We start from the raw sequence: 16116 nt of genomic DNA on the forward strand, positions 1-16116 counted from the left end.
CGCCTTGCAGGGCTGCCCGCTGCGGCGGCCCTTTGCCTGTTCGTCGTCGTTTCGCTATGGCTTGGGTTGACGCGACAGGAGACCTCCATGGCGATCTACGAGCTCGACGGGCAGGCGCCCGATCTTCCCTCTGACGGCAATTACTTCATCGCGGAGACCGCGACCGTGATCGGCCGCGTGCGCCTGAAGCCGGGCGCGAGCGTCTGGTTCGGCGCCGTGCTGCGCGGCGACAACGAGTGGATCGAGATCGGCGAGGGCGCCAACGTGCAGGACGGCTCGACCTGTCACACCGATCTCGGCTTTCCGCTGGTGATCGGCAAGAACTGCACCGTCGGCCACAACGTCATCCTGCACGGCTGCACCATCGAAGAGGGCGCGCTGATCGGCATGGGCTCGATCGTGATGAACGGCGCGAAGATCGGTCGCAACAGCATCGTCGGCGCCGGCTCCGTCATCACCGAGGGCAAGGAGTTCCCCGAGCGCTCGTTGATCATCGGCTCGCCCGCGCGCGTGATCCGCACGCTCGACGACGCCCAGGTGCAGAAGATGGGAAGCGCTACGCGATTCTACGTCGCCAACGGTCCGCGCTTCAAGAAGGGCCTGAAGCGGATCGGCTAGCTTCCCTCGGACTCGCGGGCCTCGATTGCGCCCGCGACCTTCTCGTGTCCGGCTGCCCACAGGGCATGCTCATTACTGCCGTCTGCGTAAGGATTGGCTTCGGCCGGGATGTTCTCGCGCGCGGCGCGTTCGCCGTCTGCAAAGGGATCGCGATCTGTCATCTTGCTTTTGCCTTTCGGGTTCTGGAGCGCGCCGTTGGCTTCTCCGCCACGCCGTCGAGTCTCGCGCTCTTGCGCAAGGCGTCCCTGAGGTCGATCGGGATGCCGTGCTTCTTCAGGAGGTCGGCGAAGGCTTCATCCGCGAGCTCTTGAAACGTCGCCATCCTGTCGCGGCCCAATTGCTTCAGCTTGTCGAGCGTATCCTCGTCGAACGCGATCAGTTTGCGCATGATCGTTTCTGCCTCTCTGCTTCAAGCTGATGTGACGGGAATTGTTCCGGAACTTGAATTTGCCGCAGCCGTTGATGGGGCAAGGAGAATTTCCGATGAGCAGATCGTCCGCAAGCGCTTCCATCAAGACGTTGATCGTGATCTTCGCTCTCGCCGCGACGCCGGCGATCTCGTTCGCGCAAGCCACCGGCGGCGCGAGCGGATCAACCTCCGGCGTCGCTAATGCACCGGCGCCGCCGCCTGGCACCAACAGCGCAGGCACAGCGCAATCCTCGGGCGCAAACACGGCGCCCGGCGTCACCACCGGCGCGGCCTCTGGTGCGAACGCCAGCGCCGATGCGACAGTGAACGCCGAGAACCAGCTGCTCGACAAGAGGATGAAGAGCATCTGCCGCGGCTGCTGACGCTCGCGCGGAAGTGAGCCACCCTGCCTATCATCAATGATCGGGTGACATTAGCTTGGCCTCTCTTTGGAATGTGGAGCGTTTCCACGCGGAGGATGAGTTGATGTTGCGCAAGACGATCATGGCCGCACTGGCCATCGCAGCGGTCGGACTCGCAGCGCCCCAGGCGGCGCAGGCGAGAGGCGGCTTTGGCGGAGGCGGCCATTGGGGCGGTGGCGGTGGTTGGGGACACGGTGGCTGGCACGGCGGCGGCTTCTGGCCGGGTGTCGCAATCGGCGCCGGCATCGCAGGCGCCGGCTATTACGGTGCCTATGGCTACGGCTACCCGTACTACGGCGATCCCTATTATTACGGCGCTGGCTACGACGATGGCGGCTATGGCGCGCAGTGCTATCTCGTGCGGAAGCGCGTCATGACGCAGTCGGGCTGGCGCGTTCGTCGCGCGCAGGTCTGCGAATAGAGGTTGCGAGGAGTGTGGGGGCCTGGCCGAGGCATCAGAATACCGCGGCAGTAAAAAACAAGGCCGTTGACGCAGTATACCGTCAACGACCTTGCCAGCCCCGGATATTAAAATCGGCTCACGCCATCCGGTATGGGCGAGCATCGCGCGGAATCATACGGATGAATGTGATCCAGTTCACAAGTAGCGAAAATAAAAGGCGGCGGCCCCGGATCGAATCAGCCGCGTGAGCGTTTGCGGGCGCTGGCATGGACGCGGTGACGCACCGGTTTCTTCCGGGTAACCGAGGGCGTATCCGCCTCGGTGGAGCGCACGCTGGCAAAGGATTGCCGCAGACCGTCGATCGATTCGTTCAAGCTGGCGACCTGGTCCGACAGGCGCTTGGTGTCGGCCTGCTGCGAGGCGAGCAGCTTCTTCATGGTCAAAAGCTGGTCCTGCACCACCTGAAGCTGGTCGATCGATTCCTGTTGGGTCGCCTCCAGTCCCCTGGTCTTCTCGACGAGCTGCTCGGAGGCCTGCGCCGTGCGCGCCTGAAGCTGCCGCGAGGCGACCACCCGGTCGGTCTCGGGCGCAACGCCGTTATAGGCGCGCCAGACCGCGATCGAGGTGACGCCGGCGATCAGCAGCACCAGCGCTGCGGCCGTCAGCGCGATCGGCTGGCCACCGAGACGGAGAAACGGATTGGACGGTGTGTCCTCTGCGAGATCGAGCATCGCTGACAAAACCCAAATTGAAACTTGGTGCGTGGCGAAGAGCGGCAGCACAAGAACGCAGAACAAGGCGGCCGGGGCGTCCCGAAAGCGTTACAGTTCAGCAACAAATGGGACGAAAAGGTGGCCGCAGGCGGAAAAAGCGCAATTCGCCCAAGGCCGCGGCTCCGGCGGGCGCGGCCCGCAGGCCTAAAAGAAGTCGCCGTCCGGGCCGAATTCGGGATGAGCGAGAGTATCAGGGTACAGGAAGCTCACGGCTGAAACGGCGCAAACGGGCCTGAATAGGTTTTCGAACGCGGCGCCGCGTAGGGGCCTAATCGGGAGGTCGTCAGCCCAAGCCGCACCAGTCCCTCGGCCAGCGTCACCGCGGCCGCGACGCCGTCGACCACCGGCAGACCGTGGGTGGCCGAGAGCTCGGTGGCAAGATCGGCCATGCCGGCGCACCCCAGCACAATGGCCTCGGCGCGGTCGTCGCGGATCGCGGCGGTGATTTCCGCTGAGATTTTACCGAGGGCGTCCGCGCTGCGGTCCTCGAGCGCGAGCACGGGGACCTCGGCGGCGCGCACGCGGGCGCAGCGCTCGGCGAGGCCGTACTTCCGCAAATTATGCTCGATCGGCACGATGGAGACACCGAGCGTCGTCACCACCGCAAAGCGCGCCGCGACCAGGCTCGCGACATGGAAGCCGGCCTCGCCAATGCCGATCACCGGCGCTCTGGCCGCCGCACGTGCCGCGTCGAGACCGGTGTCGTCAAAGCAGGCGATGATATGCGCGTCCGCGCCGTCGCGGTCGGCCTCGCGGATGCAGCCGAGCATGCCGGGGACGGCGAAGGCCTCGTCGTAAAATCCTTCGATCGAGACCGGTCCCATCGCGGGCTGGCGTGCATCGATCACGGTGTCGGCCAGCGCGATCGCGCGCGCAGCCGCGGCGATCTTCGCCGTCATCGTGGCGGTGGTGTTGGGATTGACGACGTGCAGCCGCATCGCGATCAGACAAGTCCTTTGCCGGCGTCCGAACCCTTGGCCGCCTGCCGCTTGTTGAGCATGTGGATGGTGCCGAGCGCAAGCGTGATCACCGCAAAGGACACTGCGGAGATGATGGTGCCGAGCGCGTAGATGTCCGGGTTCGTCACCGTCGTGGTGAGGCCCTGGAGATCGAGTGGCAGTGTATTCACCGCGCCGATCGCCTGGCTGGAGCGCGCCAGCTCGTCCCAGGACAGCGTGAAGCCGAACAGGCCGATGCCGATCACCGAGGGCAGGATGATCGGCAGCACGACATGGCGGAACGCCTGCCACGGCGTCGCACCCAGATCGCGCGCGGCTTCCTCGAGGCGCGGGTCGAAGCGGTTGAAGATCGCGAACATGATGAGCAGGCCGAACGGCAGCGTCCAGGTCAGATGCGCGCCGAGCCCGGAGGTGAGCAGGCCCATCGAGGTCTCGAAATTCTCGTTCCAATGCGCCTTGATCAAATCGTCGACGATGCGGAATTCGAGCGAGATCCCGAGCGAGGTGATGATCGAGGGCACGATCAGGCTCGCGATCGCCGAGTAGAACAGTATGCTTTGCGCCTTGAATTTTCTGCGGAAGGCCATGCCGGCGGCGACCGACAGCACGACGGTGACCGCCATCACGATGACGCCGAGCAGCAGCGAGCGGCGGAAGGCCGCGCCGAGATCGACGATGCCGGTGCCCTGGAACAGCTTTGTCAGCCAGTAGGTCGATACGCCGTTCATCGGGAAGGTGAGGCCGCCTTGCGGTCCCTGGAACGACAGCACGTAGATCGCGATCATCGGCCCGTAGAGAAACAGCACATAGGCCGCGAAGAAGATCGCAAGCACGTAGAACGAGCGCGGGCGTCCTTCCTTCATCGCCTACAGCTCCTTCTTGATGTCGACGATGCGCGACATCATGGTGATGATCAGGAAGGTGATGACGAGCAGGATCACCGCATTGGCGGCCGCGGCCGGGAATTGCAGCGCGTTCACCCGCGTCTCGATGATCTTGCCGGCCGCCGCGATCTGCTGGCCGCCCATCACGCCGATGGTGATGAAGTCGCCCATCACGATGGTGATCACGAAGATCGACCCGATCACGATGCCGGGCTTGGCGAGCGGAATGATGACGTTGACCAGCGTCTGGAAGCCGGTGGCGCCAGCGTCATAGGCTGCTTCGATCAACGACTTGTCGATGCGGATCATCGAATTGAAGATCGGCACCACCATGAAGAAGGTGAAAAGATGAACCAGCGCCAGCACCACGGAGAATTCGGAGAATAGCAGCCATTCGATCGGCTGGCCGATCAGGCCCGTTTTCATCAGGCCCGAGTTCACCAGGCCATTGCGCCCGAGCAGCGGGATCCAGGCGATCATGCGGATGACGTTGGAGGTCCAGAACGGGATCGTGCAGAGCAGCGACAGTCCCATCTGCCAGGTCTTGGACTTGATGTGGAAGGCGAGGAAATAGGCGACCCAGAAGCCGATGAAGAGCGTGATGGCCCAGACCAGGAAGCACAGCTTCAGCGTCTTCAGATAGGTCTTGGCGATGGTGCAGAGATCGGGGAGCTGCGCGATGCAGCCTTCGAACGTATCGGTGTAGCCGCGGCCGGAGAAGGCGGGCAGCAATTGATATTCGTTGTAGTCCCAGAACGAGACGATGACGACGAAGACGAGCGGGATCAGGAAGAAGGCGAGAAACACCAGCATCATCGGCCCGGCCTGCAGCCAGGAGACGAAGGAGGGCGACAGGCGCGCCGCTTTCGCAGCGCGCCCAGTCTCGGATCCCCGGACAACGTCCGGGGATGCCTGTTGCAGGATGTCTTCCGACGTATCCATCACGCGGCGATGAACTCGTTCCACTTGCGGACCATGTAGTCGTTCTCGTCCATCACGGCGTTCCAGCAGGCGACGCCGCCCATGCGGTCCTCGTAGGAGCCGCCGTCACGCACCGCGCCGGCCTTCTCCAGCAGCGAGCCGTCGGGCGCCTTGATGTCCTTCTCGGCCGGCTTGCCTTCCATCCAGTAGGCCCACTCGTAGGGCTCCATGTTCGCCTTCGCGGTCGAGAGCACTGCCGAGTAATAGCCCTGGCGGTTGAGATAGGCGCCGGCATAGCCGGACAAGAACCAGTTCACGAACTCATAGGCCCAGTCGAGTTTCTGACCCGAGACGCCCTTGGAGACGCAGAAGCCGGAAGCCCAGGAGCGATAACCTTCCTTGAGCGGCTGGAAGGTGCAGGCGATGCCCATCGAACGCACCTTGGTCACCGCGGGCGACCACATCGACTGGATCACCGTTTCGCCCGAGGCCATCAGGTTGACGCTCTCGTTGAAGTCCTTCCAGAACGCGCGGAACTGGCCGGCCTTCTTGGCCTCGGTCATCACCTTCATGGTGAGATCGATCTCTTCCTTGGTCATGTTGCCCTTGTCGGCATATTTGTACTTGCCGGTGGCTTCCACGACCATCGCGGCATCCATGATGCCGATCGAGGGGATGTTGAGGATCGAGGCCTTGCCCTTGAACTCGGGGTTGAGCAGTTCAGCCCAGGAGTTGATCGGGCGCTTGATGATGTCGGGGCGGATGCCGAGCGTGTCGGCGTTGTAGACGGTCGGAATCAGCGTGACGAACTCGGTCGCCGACGTCGCGAACTTCTTGGAGTCCTTGCCTTCGAGGTACAGCACCTTCCAAGGCGCGGTGCCCTGGCCGCCGATCTTCTTGCCGCCGGGCGTCTCGCCCTTGGTGAAGACCGGTGTGATGTTGTCGAATTCCTTAATCTTCTTGGCGTCGAGGGCAAGGATGTTGCCCGACGGCACGATCTTCTTCAGCGAGAAATATTCGGTATCCAGCACGTCGAAGGAGTTCGGCTGGGTCATCACGCGCTTGGTGACGTCGTCGGTGGTCGCGGTGATGTATTCGATCTTGATGCCGGTGTCTTTCAGGCACTGCTTGGAGATGTCGTCGCCCTCGTTCACGGCGGTGCCGAGATAGCGCAGCACCTTCGGCTCGGCCGACATCACGTAAGGGAAGCCGGTGATGGCGCCGGAGCCGGCGGCAAGGCCGGCGAGACCTGCGGTGCTCTTGAGTAGCGTGCGGCGGCTGACGCCGGTCTTCTTGGTGGTCTCAGTCATTCCAGTCACTCCTCTGTGTTGCGCATTTTCTATGATGACGGCGCTATTGCAGACGTTGCGCCTTGGCGGGATCCCAGGTGGCCAGCACGCGGTCGCCCGGACGGAACGGGTGGACGTCGAAGGTGGCCTCGGGAACATGGGAGAACAGGGCGGTGCCATCGTCGAGCGTGAGCGAGACGGCGACGTAGGAGCCCTGGTACTCGGTCTGGGTCAGCAGCGCCGGTGCGCCGAACGCGCCGTCAGTGACCGGCTTGATGCCGAGCTGATCGGCGCGCACGGCGATGAGCTTGCCGGCGTCGCTGAGGACGTTGTGGCCGCCGATGAAGCGGGCCACAAATTCGGTGCGGGGATGATGGAAGATGTCGCGGGCGGTGCCCTGCTGCTCGATCCTGCCCTGGTTCATCACCACGATGTGGTCGGCGAGCGCCATTGCCTCTTCCTGGCCGTGGGTGACCTGGATGAAGCTGATGCCGAGCTCGCGCTGCAGCCGCTTCAGCTCGCCGCGCATCCTCACCCGCAGGAACGGATCGAGTGCGGACAGCGGCTCGTCGAGCAGCAGAATCTGCGGCTCGGTGATCAGGGCGCGCGCGAGCGCGACGCGTTGCTGCTGGCCGCCGGAGAGCTGAGCCGGCAGGCGGCCGGCGTAAGGGCTCATCGCCACCAGCTCCAGCAATTCGCCGGCCCGTTTGTGCCGCGTCGCGCGGTCGACGCCGCGCATTTTCAGGGCAAACGCAACATTGTCGAGCACGCTCAGATGCGGAAACAGCGCGTAGGACTGGAACATCATCGCCGTGCCGCGCTTGGCGGGCTCGAGGTCGGTGACGTTCTGCGCGCCCAGGATGATGTCGCCATCGCTGACGGCTTCGTGGCCCGCGATCATCCGCAAAGTCGAGGTTTTTCCGCATCCGGACGGTCCGAGCAGACAGCAATAGGTGCCGGCGGGGATCTTCAGATTGACTGTGTCGACCGCCAGCGTCGTGTCGTAGCGCTTGGTGACGGCGACCAGTTCGAGAGCGGCAGGAGTGGCCATGGTGTGTCCGAAGGAGGGGCGGTGCTCCGCGTCTCTCCGCAAGGTCCGTGCCAACCGCCCTTGGCCGGCCGAATCTTAGAACTGTGCAGTGGAGTCAAATCGTTAGATCGAATCCAGCAGCGCTGCGCGACCTGCCGCGCGGGCGATAGTATGCACACAAAATGGGCGAAGATTGTATAAAGTTTCGCCTGTGATTGGATACAGCTCGTCGATTACCATTCGAGACCGAACGTCGCCGACCAAACCCTCAAACCCAACCCTCGAACGAATGGCCGCCAAATCCCGCCCGAAATCCGATGCGCCCGACGTGAGCGATCGCGTCAGCCGGATCAGGGAAGGCGTGACTGCGGCGATCCTCGAGCATCGCCTGCTACCGGGCACCAAGCTCGGCGAAGACGAGATCGGCGAGATCTATGGCGCGAGCCGCACGCTGGTCCGTACCGCGCTGCAGCAGCTCGCGCATGAGGGCATCGTCAACATCGAGAAGAACCGTGGCGCCTTCGTCGCGCGCCCGACGCCTGCGGATGCCCGCGAGGTGTTCGAAGCGCGCCGCCTGATTGAGCCCACCATCGTCGATCACGCCTGCGAAGCCGTCTCGCCCGCATGGATCAATCGTCTCCAGCAACATCTCGCCGAAGAGCGTGAGGCGGAATTGCGCGGCGATGCGCGCGCGTCAGTTCGGCTCTCTGGCGAATTTCACCGTCTCATCGCCGAGATGAGCGGTCACAGCATCTATCTCGGCTTTCTGAAGGAGCTGATCGCGCGCTCTTCGCTGATCATCCTGCTCTATCGCCGTCACGACACGCCGGCCTGCGGCACCGATCATCATGCGGAGATCGTCACCGCGATCCGCAAGCGCGACAAGCAGGCTGCGCGCTCGCAGATGCTGTCGCATCTGAACGAGATCGAGGCCGAGCTGTTCCTGAAGGATCCCGCCGCCGACGAGCTGCGGCTCGCCGACGTGCTGGGCGCGTAAGCGAACCGCACCGCTCGGCTAGGACAGCGAAGATCCTTCGTTGCGCCTGATGATCTTCAGCACGAGTAGGACAGCGCCAATGACCAGCAGAAGGACACCGATGAACGTCGTGCCGCCGGATTCAAAGGTCACGCCGACCGCGGTCAGCAGGCATCCGATAATGATTGCGAAGAGCCCGCCGAGTTTCTTGATGAGCAGGACGGGACCGTCAGTCGTTTGTGCCACCATGTTACGCCTCACCGCTTGCTGCGCGCCTTGGGCTTGAAGCCCACCGCTCGCCCCATTGATCTCCTGCCGCGCAGATCGCCCGATCGTACGCCTGTCAGCCTTGGTTGCAATCTTGCGTTGTCTGGAGGCCGCGTGCGCTGTTCGATTTTGACGAGAGTTTGATGCAAGCGAGGCAGCCTCGCTTACTCATTTGCCGAAGTTTCCCAAGCAAATGCCTCTTGAGATGTATTTCCATTGGAGGCGTATGGCTGAATTGCAGAATCGCCCTATAGTTGCAAATTGACTCTGGTGGGACAGGAGCATCAACTTACCGTCGCCCGGAGAGTTCTGGATCTGTTTCGGCAGCAGTCGAATCCGTTCCACGGAGTGGTGCAATGGCGTCGCATTCGGCAGTCGAAGAGCGGGAGCCGGCCTATGTCTCGACCGGCCACCTGCCGGCCCCAGACACTGTGCAGTCGCTGGTCAACGAGGCGCAGCGGCGCTTCAAATCAAATCGCGATGGCGAGAACTCGCAGGTCTATCCGGCGCTTGCCCGGGTGCCGAGCGAGTTGTTCGGCGTCTGCGTGGTCGGCACCGGCGGGCACGTCTATGGCGCCGGCGACGTCGACTACGAATTCTCGATCATGAGCGTGTCGAAGCCGTTCCTGTTCGCGCTGGTCTGTGAAACCATCGGGCCCGAGGAAGCGCGCGCGAAGCTCGGCGCCAACGCGACCGGTCTTCCGTTCAATTCGCTTGCCGCAATCGAGCAGGGTAGCGGCCGCACCAATCCGATGGTCAACGCCGGCGCGATCGCGACGACGAGCCTTGCGCCGGGCGCGACTGCCGAAGCGCGGTGGTCATTCATCCACGACGGATTGTCGCGCTTTGCCGGGCGCACGCTGCCGCTCAACGAAGAGGTCTATGCGTCGGCGTCGCAGACCAATTTCCGCAACCGCAGCATCGCGCGGCTGCTGGAGAGCTACGACCGCATCTATTGCGACGCCAAGGAAGCGACTGATCTCTACACGCGGCAGTGCTCGCTCAACGTGAGCGCCCGCGATCTCGCTGTGATGGGAGCGACGTTGGCCGATGGCGGCGTCAACCCGGTCACCAAGCAGCGTGTCGTCGATGCCGAGGTCTGCCATTACGCGCTCGCCGTCATGATCACCGCCGGGCTGTATGAGACGTCGGGCGACTGGCTCTACGATATTGGGCTGCCCGGCAAGAGCGGGATCGGCGGCGGCATCGTCGCGGTGTCGCCGGGCAAGGGAGGCTTCGGCACCTTCGCGCCGCCGCTCGACGCGGCCGGCAACAGCGTGCGGGGACAGCTTGCGGCAAAATTCCTGTCGCAGCGGCTGGGGATGGATCTGTTCGTATCGCAACCGGAACAATGAATGCGAAAAAAGATCGGTGGGCCCGCAGACCTGACCGATCGCAACGCTAAACAAGCCGGAGGGACGTCATGGTCACGCAGACAATGTCGATCGGCGGCATTCACCAGGAGGAGCGCGCGTCGTGGGTTCCCATGATCGCGATTGCGCTGGGCCAGATGATCATGTCGTTCAATGTCGCTTCACTGCCAGTGGCGATGGGCGGAATGGTCGCGAGTTTCGGTGTGCCGCCAACGACCGTCGCGACGGGCATCGTGGCGTATTCGATGCTGGTTGCGGGTTTTGTGATGCTCGGCGCCAAGCTTGCCCAGCGCTTTGGTGCGTTGCGGGTTTTTCGCGGCGCAGTGGTGCTGTTCTTCATCTCGCAAATCATGATGACCTTCAGTCCGTCGGCTTCCGTCATGATCTCTGCGCAGGCGCTCTGTGGCGCGGCGGGATCGGTGATCGTGCCCTCGCTGGTTGCGCTGATTGCCGAGAATTATGCAGGCAAGCAGCAGGCAACCGCACTTGGTGCACTTGGTTCGGCACGTGCTGCGGCCGGCGTTCTGGCCTTCATCATCGGTGGCGTGCTCGGAACTTATATCGGCTGGCGGCCGACGTTCGGCGTTCTGATTGCGGCTTCCGCCATCGCGTTCCTGTTGAGCTTCCGTCTCAAGCCCGATCACGGCCGGCCGGATGTGGAGATCGATGTCGTCGGCGTCGTGCTCGCCGCGAGTGCGATTGTCCTCATCAGTTTCGGCTTCAACAATCTCAACGGATGGGGCCTTGCGGTTGCGACGGCGAATGCGCCGTTCGATCTCGTCGGTCTTTCGCCCGCGCCGGTCATGATCGTGCTCGGAATCGTGCTGGGCCAGGCCTTCCTGATGTGGACGCACCGGCGGCAGGCCGCCGGCAAGACGCCGCTGCTGGCGCTTGCGGTGATCGACTCTCCCGAAGAGCGCTGCGCCGTCTATTCGCTGTTCGCGGTGGTGGCACTCGAGGCGGCCTTGAATTTTACCGTGCCGCTCTACATCCAGATCGTGCAGGGGCGCACGCCGCTCGCGACCGCGATCGCGATGATGCCGTTCAATCTCACCGTCTTCTTCGCGGCAATGCTGATCGTCAATGTCTACGACCGGCTGACACCGCGCCAGATCGGCCGCTACGGCTTCGCCTTCTGCACCGTCGGGCTGGCCTGGCTCGCCTTCGTCGTGCACAACGACTGGAGCGAGGTTCCGGTGCTGTTCGGGCTCGTCCTGTTCGGCATCGGTCAGGGCTCGCTGGTGACGTTGCTGTTTAACGTCCTGGTGACATCGTCGCCGAAGATACTCGCGGGCGACGTCGGGTCCCTGCGCGGGACGACGCAGAACCTGGCTTCCGCGGTCGGAACGGCGGTGGCCGGCGCGCTGATGGTCGGCCTGCTCAGCACGATCGCGCTCGGCAAGATCACGGCGAGCCCGGTGCTGACGCCGGAACTGCAGGCCCAGGTCGATCTCGACAACATCACTTTCGTCAGCAACGACCGTCTGCTCAGCGTTCTGGAACGCACGAACGGATCGCCGCAACAGGTCGCCGAAGCCGTGCGCGTGAATACCGAAGCGCGGCTGCGTGCGCTGAAGATTGGACTGCTCTTCATGGCGGGCCTCGCACTGATCGCGATCATCCCGGCCGGGCGGCTGCCGGATTATCTGCCGGGTGAGATTCCGAGTGATGAGTCGGCTGCAAAGACGTGAGTTCAGAGGGCAGGGGACTTTGTGAAGGAGAGTCCTATGCATGAGATCGATCGCCGCGATGCGCTGCGCACGCTGTTCGGCGGCGTTATCCTGGCGGGCGCAGGAGCAAGCATCTGGTCAGGAGACGCCGAGGCTCTGCCTGAGGCGTCGCCGGCCGATCATTCTGCCTCCGGCGCGCGTGATCCTGTCGGCCAAACCTACGCGCAAGGTGCCGGTCCGTCGTCGGCGTCACCCAACCGCCCATCGCCTCGGCCGCCACACCGCCCACCGCATCGACCACCACATCGACCGCCGCACCGGCCACCGCCGCGGCATCGGAAGCGCCGGCGCTGGGTGTGCTGGTGGCATCGCGGTCGGCGCCATTGCGGCTGGCGCTGGAGATAATCAAGGGAGAAGGTCATGACGACTTACGATCATGGTGCGCCCATGGGCGCGACCGGCCTGCCGCAGCCACGCCGCTGGGTCTGCGTGCTCCTGGGTCTCTTCATGGTGTTCACGGGGCTGATGGTGCTGGGCGATGTTGCCTTCTTTACCGTGATCAGCGCGCTGTTCATCGGCTGGATGGCGATTGCCACCGGCGCCTTCGAGGTCTTCCACGCGTTCTGGACCAAGGGCTGGGGCGGCTTTGTCTGGCAGGTGGTGCTTGGCGTTCTCTACATCGCCTTCGGCATCGTGCTCATCAGCCAGCCGCTGACCGGCGCGCTGCTGCTGACCTATGCGCTTGGCCTTGCACTCCTGATCTCCGGAATAGTCCGCATCCTGATCGGCATCGGCCGCTGGCAGCAGGGCGGCGGCATCATGTTGGCGTCCGGACTGTTCGGCGTGCTCGCCGGTCTGATCATTCTCACCGGTTTTCCGATGACAGGGCTCTGGGTGTTGGGCATGCTGCTCGGCATTGATCTGTTGTCGCACGGCATCGGCTGGCTGACCATTGCCTGGCGGCCTGTCGGAGCCGCCGCGTAGCGGCACCTCAGCGCGGAGATCGAACATGTCGGGATTGAGTATGCGGGCCGGCCTCGCGGCGCTGCTCGCAATGATTGTCTGCAGCGCATCGCCTGCGGCCGGCCAGCAGGACGCGACCGTCCTGTTCCGCAACGTCAGGATCTTTGACGGTAGGAACGCGACGCTCTCGGCCGCATCCAATGTCCTCGTCAGGGACGGCAAGATCGAGAAGATCTCGACCACGGACATCACCGCGACCAGCCAGATCATCGCCGGCGGCGGCCGTGTGCTGATGCCGGGGCTGATCGACGCGCATTGGCACGCCATGCTGGTGCGCCCGACGCCGATGGCGGCTCTTGCAGGCGATATCGGCTACAACAATCTGCTCGCCGCCAGCGAGGCGACCGCAACGCTGATGCGCGGCTTCACCACCATACGCGACATGGGTGGGCCGACCTTTGGCCTCAAGCAGGCCATTGACGAGGACCTCGTTGCCGGTCCGCGCATTTATCCGTCCGGCGCCATCATCACCATCACCGGCGGTCATGGCGACTTCCGCCAGCTCTCCGATCTGCCGCGCACCATCGGCGGCATGCTCAGCCGCATGGAGCGGATCGGCGGCAGCATGGTTGCCGACAGTCCCGACGAGGTGCGCGTGCGCGCCCGCGAGCAGCTGATGCAGGGGGCTTCGCAGGTCAAGCTCACCGCGGGCGGCGGCGTCGCATCCCCGTTCAGCCCGCTCGACGTCTCCACCTTCACCGAGCCCGAGCTGCGCGCCGCCGTCGAGGCCGCCGACAATTGGGGCACCTACGTCGCCACGCATGCCTATACGCCGGTCGCGATCCAGCGCTCCATCGCCGCCGGCGTGAAATGTATCGAGCACGGTCACCTCATGGACGAGGCGAGCGCAAAGCTGATGGCGGAGAAGGGGATCTGGCTGAGCACACAGCCGTTCCTGGATATGTCGGCCGGCGCCGGGCTCGGGCCTTCGGAGCAGGACAAGTTGCGGCAGGTCGTTGCCGGCACCGACCGTGTCTATGAGTTGGCAAAGAAATACCACCTCAAGACCGCTTTCGGCACCGACGTCCTGTTCTCGCAGGCGCTGGCGGAAAAGCAGGGCTCGATGCTCGCCGCGCTGACGCGCTGGTACACGCCGGCCGAAGCGCTGGTCATGGCGACGTCGACCAACGCGGAACTGCTGAGCCTGTCCGGCCTGCGCAATCCTTATCCCGGCAAGCTCGGCGTGGTCGAGGAGGGCGCGCTCGCCGATCTCCTGCTGGTCGACGGCAATCCGCTCGACGACATCACCCTCGTTGCGGATCCCGCGAAGAGTTTTGTGGTGATCATGAAGGACGGCAAGGTCTACAAGAACATCCTGCCGCACTGACGAAGGCGCGCGTCATTGCACCTCCCAAAAAAGTTGCGGCCAGCCATTGGGGGATGGCTGGCCGCGCGCGAACCGGTCTGGGACGGGGAGGGGTGGGGATGTGACCGGGTCGCGTAACTCGTTGTCTCGTTCCTACTGATCTAACTACTGGTCTCTTGCGCTGGCGGTGGAGACCGCCGGCTTGGTATCGCCGAGCGAAACCCAGACATTGGGATCGGCCTGCGACTGGCGCTTGACGAAGCGGTAGCCGGTCTCCGTCCAGGCAACGACGCTCTCGTTCTGATTGTCGAGAACGAACTCGCCCTTGTCGGTCTTCACCGTCAGCACCGCGTGTCCTTCGCCCTTCCTGTCACGCACGACGGTGATGAGGAGGGCCTCACGCGGCCAACCGGCATCAATCAGCATCTTGCGCTTCAACAGCACGTAGTCTTCACAGTCGCCGTAACCGTCGGTCGGCAGCGACCACTTCTCGATCACGCCCCAGTGCTCCTGGTCGGTCAAAGGCTTGATGGTCTCGTTGACCCAGCGATTGACCTTGGTCAGATCGCGCCACGCGGTCTGCGACATCACGATGTCGCGCGGCTGCGTCGGCCCGCCCTGACACTGAGCGGCATTCTCTGCACAAAACTCGACCCAGCCGATCGGCGCACGCGTGGTGTCGCCGAGGCTCGCGTAGAGCAGACGGCTTTCACCGGCCTGCGCTGCAGCGCTGATCCCGAAGAGCATGGCAGCAAGTGCCAGTGCCTTCCCCCGTCCCCTGAAGTCCAACATTGCGGCCCCCGTTTCTTGTTGGGACCACATTTCGCATGGAGCTTTTGAGTTGCCGCTAAGTCGACCAAGTCAAGTCGAGACGAATGCTAGTAAAAACCGCGGTGAATTCGATCTATACTTGAAGAAAATTCGAGTAAAATTTGAGACGACTGCAATTGATTCAAATTGTAGGGATTAACGCGGAAACGCTGGCGGAACCGATGTTTCAGCGCGCAAACGGGCTGCGCGTTAACGCGCAAAATGCCTCCGCCGCGCGTGAAAAAGGCGGCGTCCGGATCACGGAAGCCGCCTTTGAGGCCTGGAAAACAGGGGTTTTGGCAAGCTCTCGCTTTACCGCGCGGTAACGCTCTCTTCGAGTGTCTCGATCGGCTGCGAGTGCAGGAACTCCAGCGCGAAGCCGTCTTCGAGGTTTCGGACCACGCGGCCCTGGACCCGGCCGAGCATCACCGTCGATTTCAGCGGCGGGCGGTTCTCGGCGGCGATGGCCGCGCCGGACAGCGAGAGGTCGATGATGCGGCAGGTCATCTTGGTGCCGTCCTCGAGCGTCAGCACCGCGATCGGGTTGCGCGGCACGATACGGTCGTGGCGGCGATCTTCCGGCAGGTTGAGAATGTCGCGGTTGGCGAGCCAGGTCAGTTGGGCGGCGAGCTTGTCGCGCTTGCGCGGCGTCGCGCCGACCGTCATGGCAAAGCCGTTGTCGATGATCCGGGTGATCTTGCCTTCGACGCGGCCGATATGGTCGAGATAGGCGACCACGCGGTCGCCGACATTGCCGATGCCGGGCGCCAGCAGCGCCAGCCCGCCGGGCGACATGTTGATCACCTGGCAGGGGAATTCACGGCGATCCGGCAGCATGTAACGGCCGAGCAGGTGCACCTTCACCCGCTGGAAACGCCGACGTTCCTCGGCGGCCGGAAGAAATTTTTTGTTCGCCAACGCCATTTTCACTACCCGACCCCCCGCCCGGGCGGAGTCCGGCACGACCCTAAGGTGCATAGGGT

At 63.7% G+C, this 16116-nt stretch carries 20 protein-coding genes; 9 read left to right on the forward strand and 11 right to left on the reverse strand.

Annotation, left to right across the window (positions count from 1 at the left end):
• Positions 1–87 precede the first annotated feature (87 nt).
• Positions 88–618 (forward strand): gamma carbonic anhydrase family protein, encoded by a 531-nt coding sequence (locus QA645_RS16525; protein WP_283051528.1) that lies wholly within the window; start codon positions 88–90, stop codon positions 616–618.
• On the opposite strand, the gene QA645_RS16530 is transcribed toward QA645_RS16525, so the two are convergent.
• Both QA645_RS16530 and QA645_RS16535 read right to left on the reverse strand, forming a co-directional pair.
• On the reverse strand, positions 615–779 hold the full coding sequence (locus tag QA645_RS16530; protein WP_283051529.1) for a hypothetical protein: 165 nt from the start codon (positions 777–779) through the stop codon (positions 615–617). The genes QA645_RS16525 and QA645_RS16530 overlap by 4 nt on opposite strands.
• Positions 776–1006, reverse strand: coding sequence for a hypothetical protein (locus QA645_RS16535; protein ID WP_283051531.1), 231 nt, complete (start codon positions 1004–1006; stop codon positions 776–778). The genes QA645_RS16530 and QA645_RS16535 overlap by 4 nt, the downstream gene beginning before the upstream one ends.
• A gap of 95 nt (positions 1007–1101) precedes the next feature.
• Here QA645_RS16535 and QA645_RS16540 point away from each other — a divergent pair, with 95 nt between their 5' ends.
• Together QA645_RS16540 and QA645_RS16545 are read left to right on the forward strand one after the other, a co-directional pair.
• Positions 1102–1410, forward strand: a complete 309-nt coding sequence (locus QA645_RS16540; RefSeq protein WP_283051534.1) for a hypothetical protein — start codon at positions 1102–1104, stop codon at positions 1408–1410.
• Positions 1411–1513: 103 nt separating this feature from the next.
• Positions 1514–1870: a hypothetical protein gene (locus QA645_RS16545; RefSeq protein ID WP_283051535.1), complete on the forward strand. Its 357-nt coding sequence runs from the start codon at positions 1514–1516 to the stop codon at positions 1868–1870.
• 218 nt (positions 1871–2088) lie between these two features.
• Here QA645_RS16545 and QA645_RS16550 read toward each other — a convergent pair whose 3' ends face one another.
• The 6 genes from QA645_RS16550 to QA645_RS16575 form a co-directional block, all read right to left on the reverse strand.
• On the reverse strand, positions 2089–2583 hold the full coding sequence (locus QA645_RS16550) for a hypothetical protein (protein WP_254194315.1): 495 nt from the start codon (positions 2581–2583) through the stop codon (positions 2089–2091).
• A 248-nt stretch (positions 2584–2831) separates the two neighbouring features.
• Positions 2832–3563 (reverse strand): aspartate/glutamate racemase family protein, encoded by a 732-nt coding sequence (locus QA645_RS16555; protein ID WP_283051537.1) that lies wholly within the window; start codon positions 3561–3563, stop codon positions 2832–2834.
• 5 nt (positions 3564–3568) lie between these two features.
• Entirely contained in the window at positions 3569–4447 is an 879-nt protein-coding gene (locus QA645_RS16560) for an ABC transporter permease (RefSeq protein WP_254132355.1), read from the reverse strand.
• 3 nt (positions 4448–4450) lie between these two features.
• Entirely contained in the window at positions 4451–5410 is a 960-nt protein-coding gene (locus QA645_RS16565) for an ABC transporter permease (RefSeq protein ID WP_283053227.1), read from the reverse strand.
• The gene (locus QA645_RS16570) at positions 5410–6699 is read right to left on the reverse strand and encodes a PotD/PotF family extracellular solute-binding protein (protein WP_283051539.1); all 1290 of its coding nucleotides are present in this window, start codon (positions 6697–6699) and stop codon (positions 5410–5412) included. The genes QA645_RS16565 and QA645_RS16570 overlap by 1 nt, the downstream gene beginning before the upstream one ends.
• Before the next feature lie 43 nt (positions 6700–6742).
• Complete coding sequence (locus QA645_RS16575) at positions 6743–7729, reverse strand: ABC transporter ATP-binding protein (protein WP_254132353.1); 987 nt, start codon at positions 7727–7729, stop codon at positions 6743–6745.
• A 268-nt stretch (positions 7730–7997) separates the two neighbouring features.
• On the opposite strand from QA645_RS16575, the gene QA645_RS16580 reads away from it, so the two are divergent.
• Complete coding sequence (locus QA645_RS16580; protein ID WP_254132352.1) at positions 7998–8705, forward strand: GntR family transcriptional regulator; 708 nt, start codon at positions 7998–8000, stop codon at positions 8703–8705.
• A gap of 18 nt (positions 8706–8723) precedes the next feature.
• Here QA645_RS16580 and QA645_RS16585 read toward each other — a convergent pair whose 3' ends face one another.
• Positions 8724–8933 carry a hypothetical protein gene (locus QA645_RS16585; RefSeq protein WP_254132351.1) on the reverse strand — a complete coding sequence of 70 codons (210 nt, stop codon included), beginning with the start codon at positions 8931–8933 and terminating at the stop codon, positions 8724–8726.
• Between the two features lie 374 nt (positions 8934–9307).
• On the opposite strand from QA645_RS16585, the gene glsA reads away from it, so the two are divergent.
• The 4 genes from glsA (at position 9308) to QA645_RS16605 (ending at position 14344) form a co-directional block, all read left to right on the forward strand.
• Complete coding sequence (gene glsA / locus QA645_RS16590) at positions 9308–10306, forward strand: glutaminase A (RefSeq protein ID WP_283051543.1); 999 nt, start codon at positions 9308–9310, stop codon at positions 10304–10306.
• Between the two features lie 68 nt (positions 10307–10374).
• The gene (locus QA645_RS16595) at positions 10375–12015 is read left to right on the forward strand and encodes an MFS transporter (RefSeq protein WP_283051545.1); all 1641 of its coding nucleotides are present in this window, start codon (positions 10375–10377) and stop codon (positions 12013–12015) included.
• A gap of 399 nt (positions 12016–12414) precedes the next feature.
• Entirely contained in the window at positions 12415–12978 is a 564-nt protein-coding gene (locus tag QA645_RS16600; RefSeq protein ID WP_254132348.1) for an HdeD family acid-resistance protein, read from the forward strand.
• A gap of 25 nt (positions 12979–13003) precedes the next feature.
• Entirely contained in the window at positions 13004–14344 is a 1341-nt protein-coding gene (locus tag QA645_RS16605; protein ID WP_283051547.1) for an amidohydrolase family protein, read from the forward strand.
• Positions 14345–14488: 144 nt separating this feature from the next.
• Here QA645_RS16605 and QA645_RS16610 read toward each other — a convergent pair whose 3' ends face one another.
• Positions 14489–15115 (reverse strand): transglutaminase-like cysteine peptidase, encoded by a 627-nt coding sequence (locus QA645_RS16610; RefSeq protein ID WP_283051549.1) that lies wholly within the window; start codon positions 15113–15115, stop codon positions 14489–14491.
• Between the two features lie 140 nt (positions 15116–15255).
• Between QA645_RS16610 and QA645_RS16615 the strand changes: the two genes are divergently transcribed.
• Complete coding sequence (locus QA645_RS16615; RefSeq protein ID WP_283051551.1) at positions 15256–15459, forward strand: hypothetical protein; 204 nt, start codon at positions 15256–15258, stop codon at positions 15457–15459.
• On the opposite strand, the gene QA645_RS16620 is transcribed toward QA645_RS16615, so the two are convergent.
• Positions 15446–16057: a PilZ domain-containing protein gene (locus QA645_RS16620; RefSeq protein ID WP_212331855.1), complete on the reverse strand. Its 612-nt coding sequence runs from the start codon at positions 16055–16057 to the stop codon at positions 15446–15448. The two genes, QA645_RS16615 and QA645_RS16620, sit on opposite strands and share 14 nt — an antisense overlap.
• Positions 16058–16116 lie beyond the last annotated feature (59 nt).

This window comes from Bradyrhizobium sp. CIAT3101 (assembly GCF_029714945.1).
GTDB lineage: Bacteria > Pseudomonadota > Alphaproteobacteria > Rhizobiales > Xanthobacteraceae > Bradyrhizobium.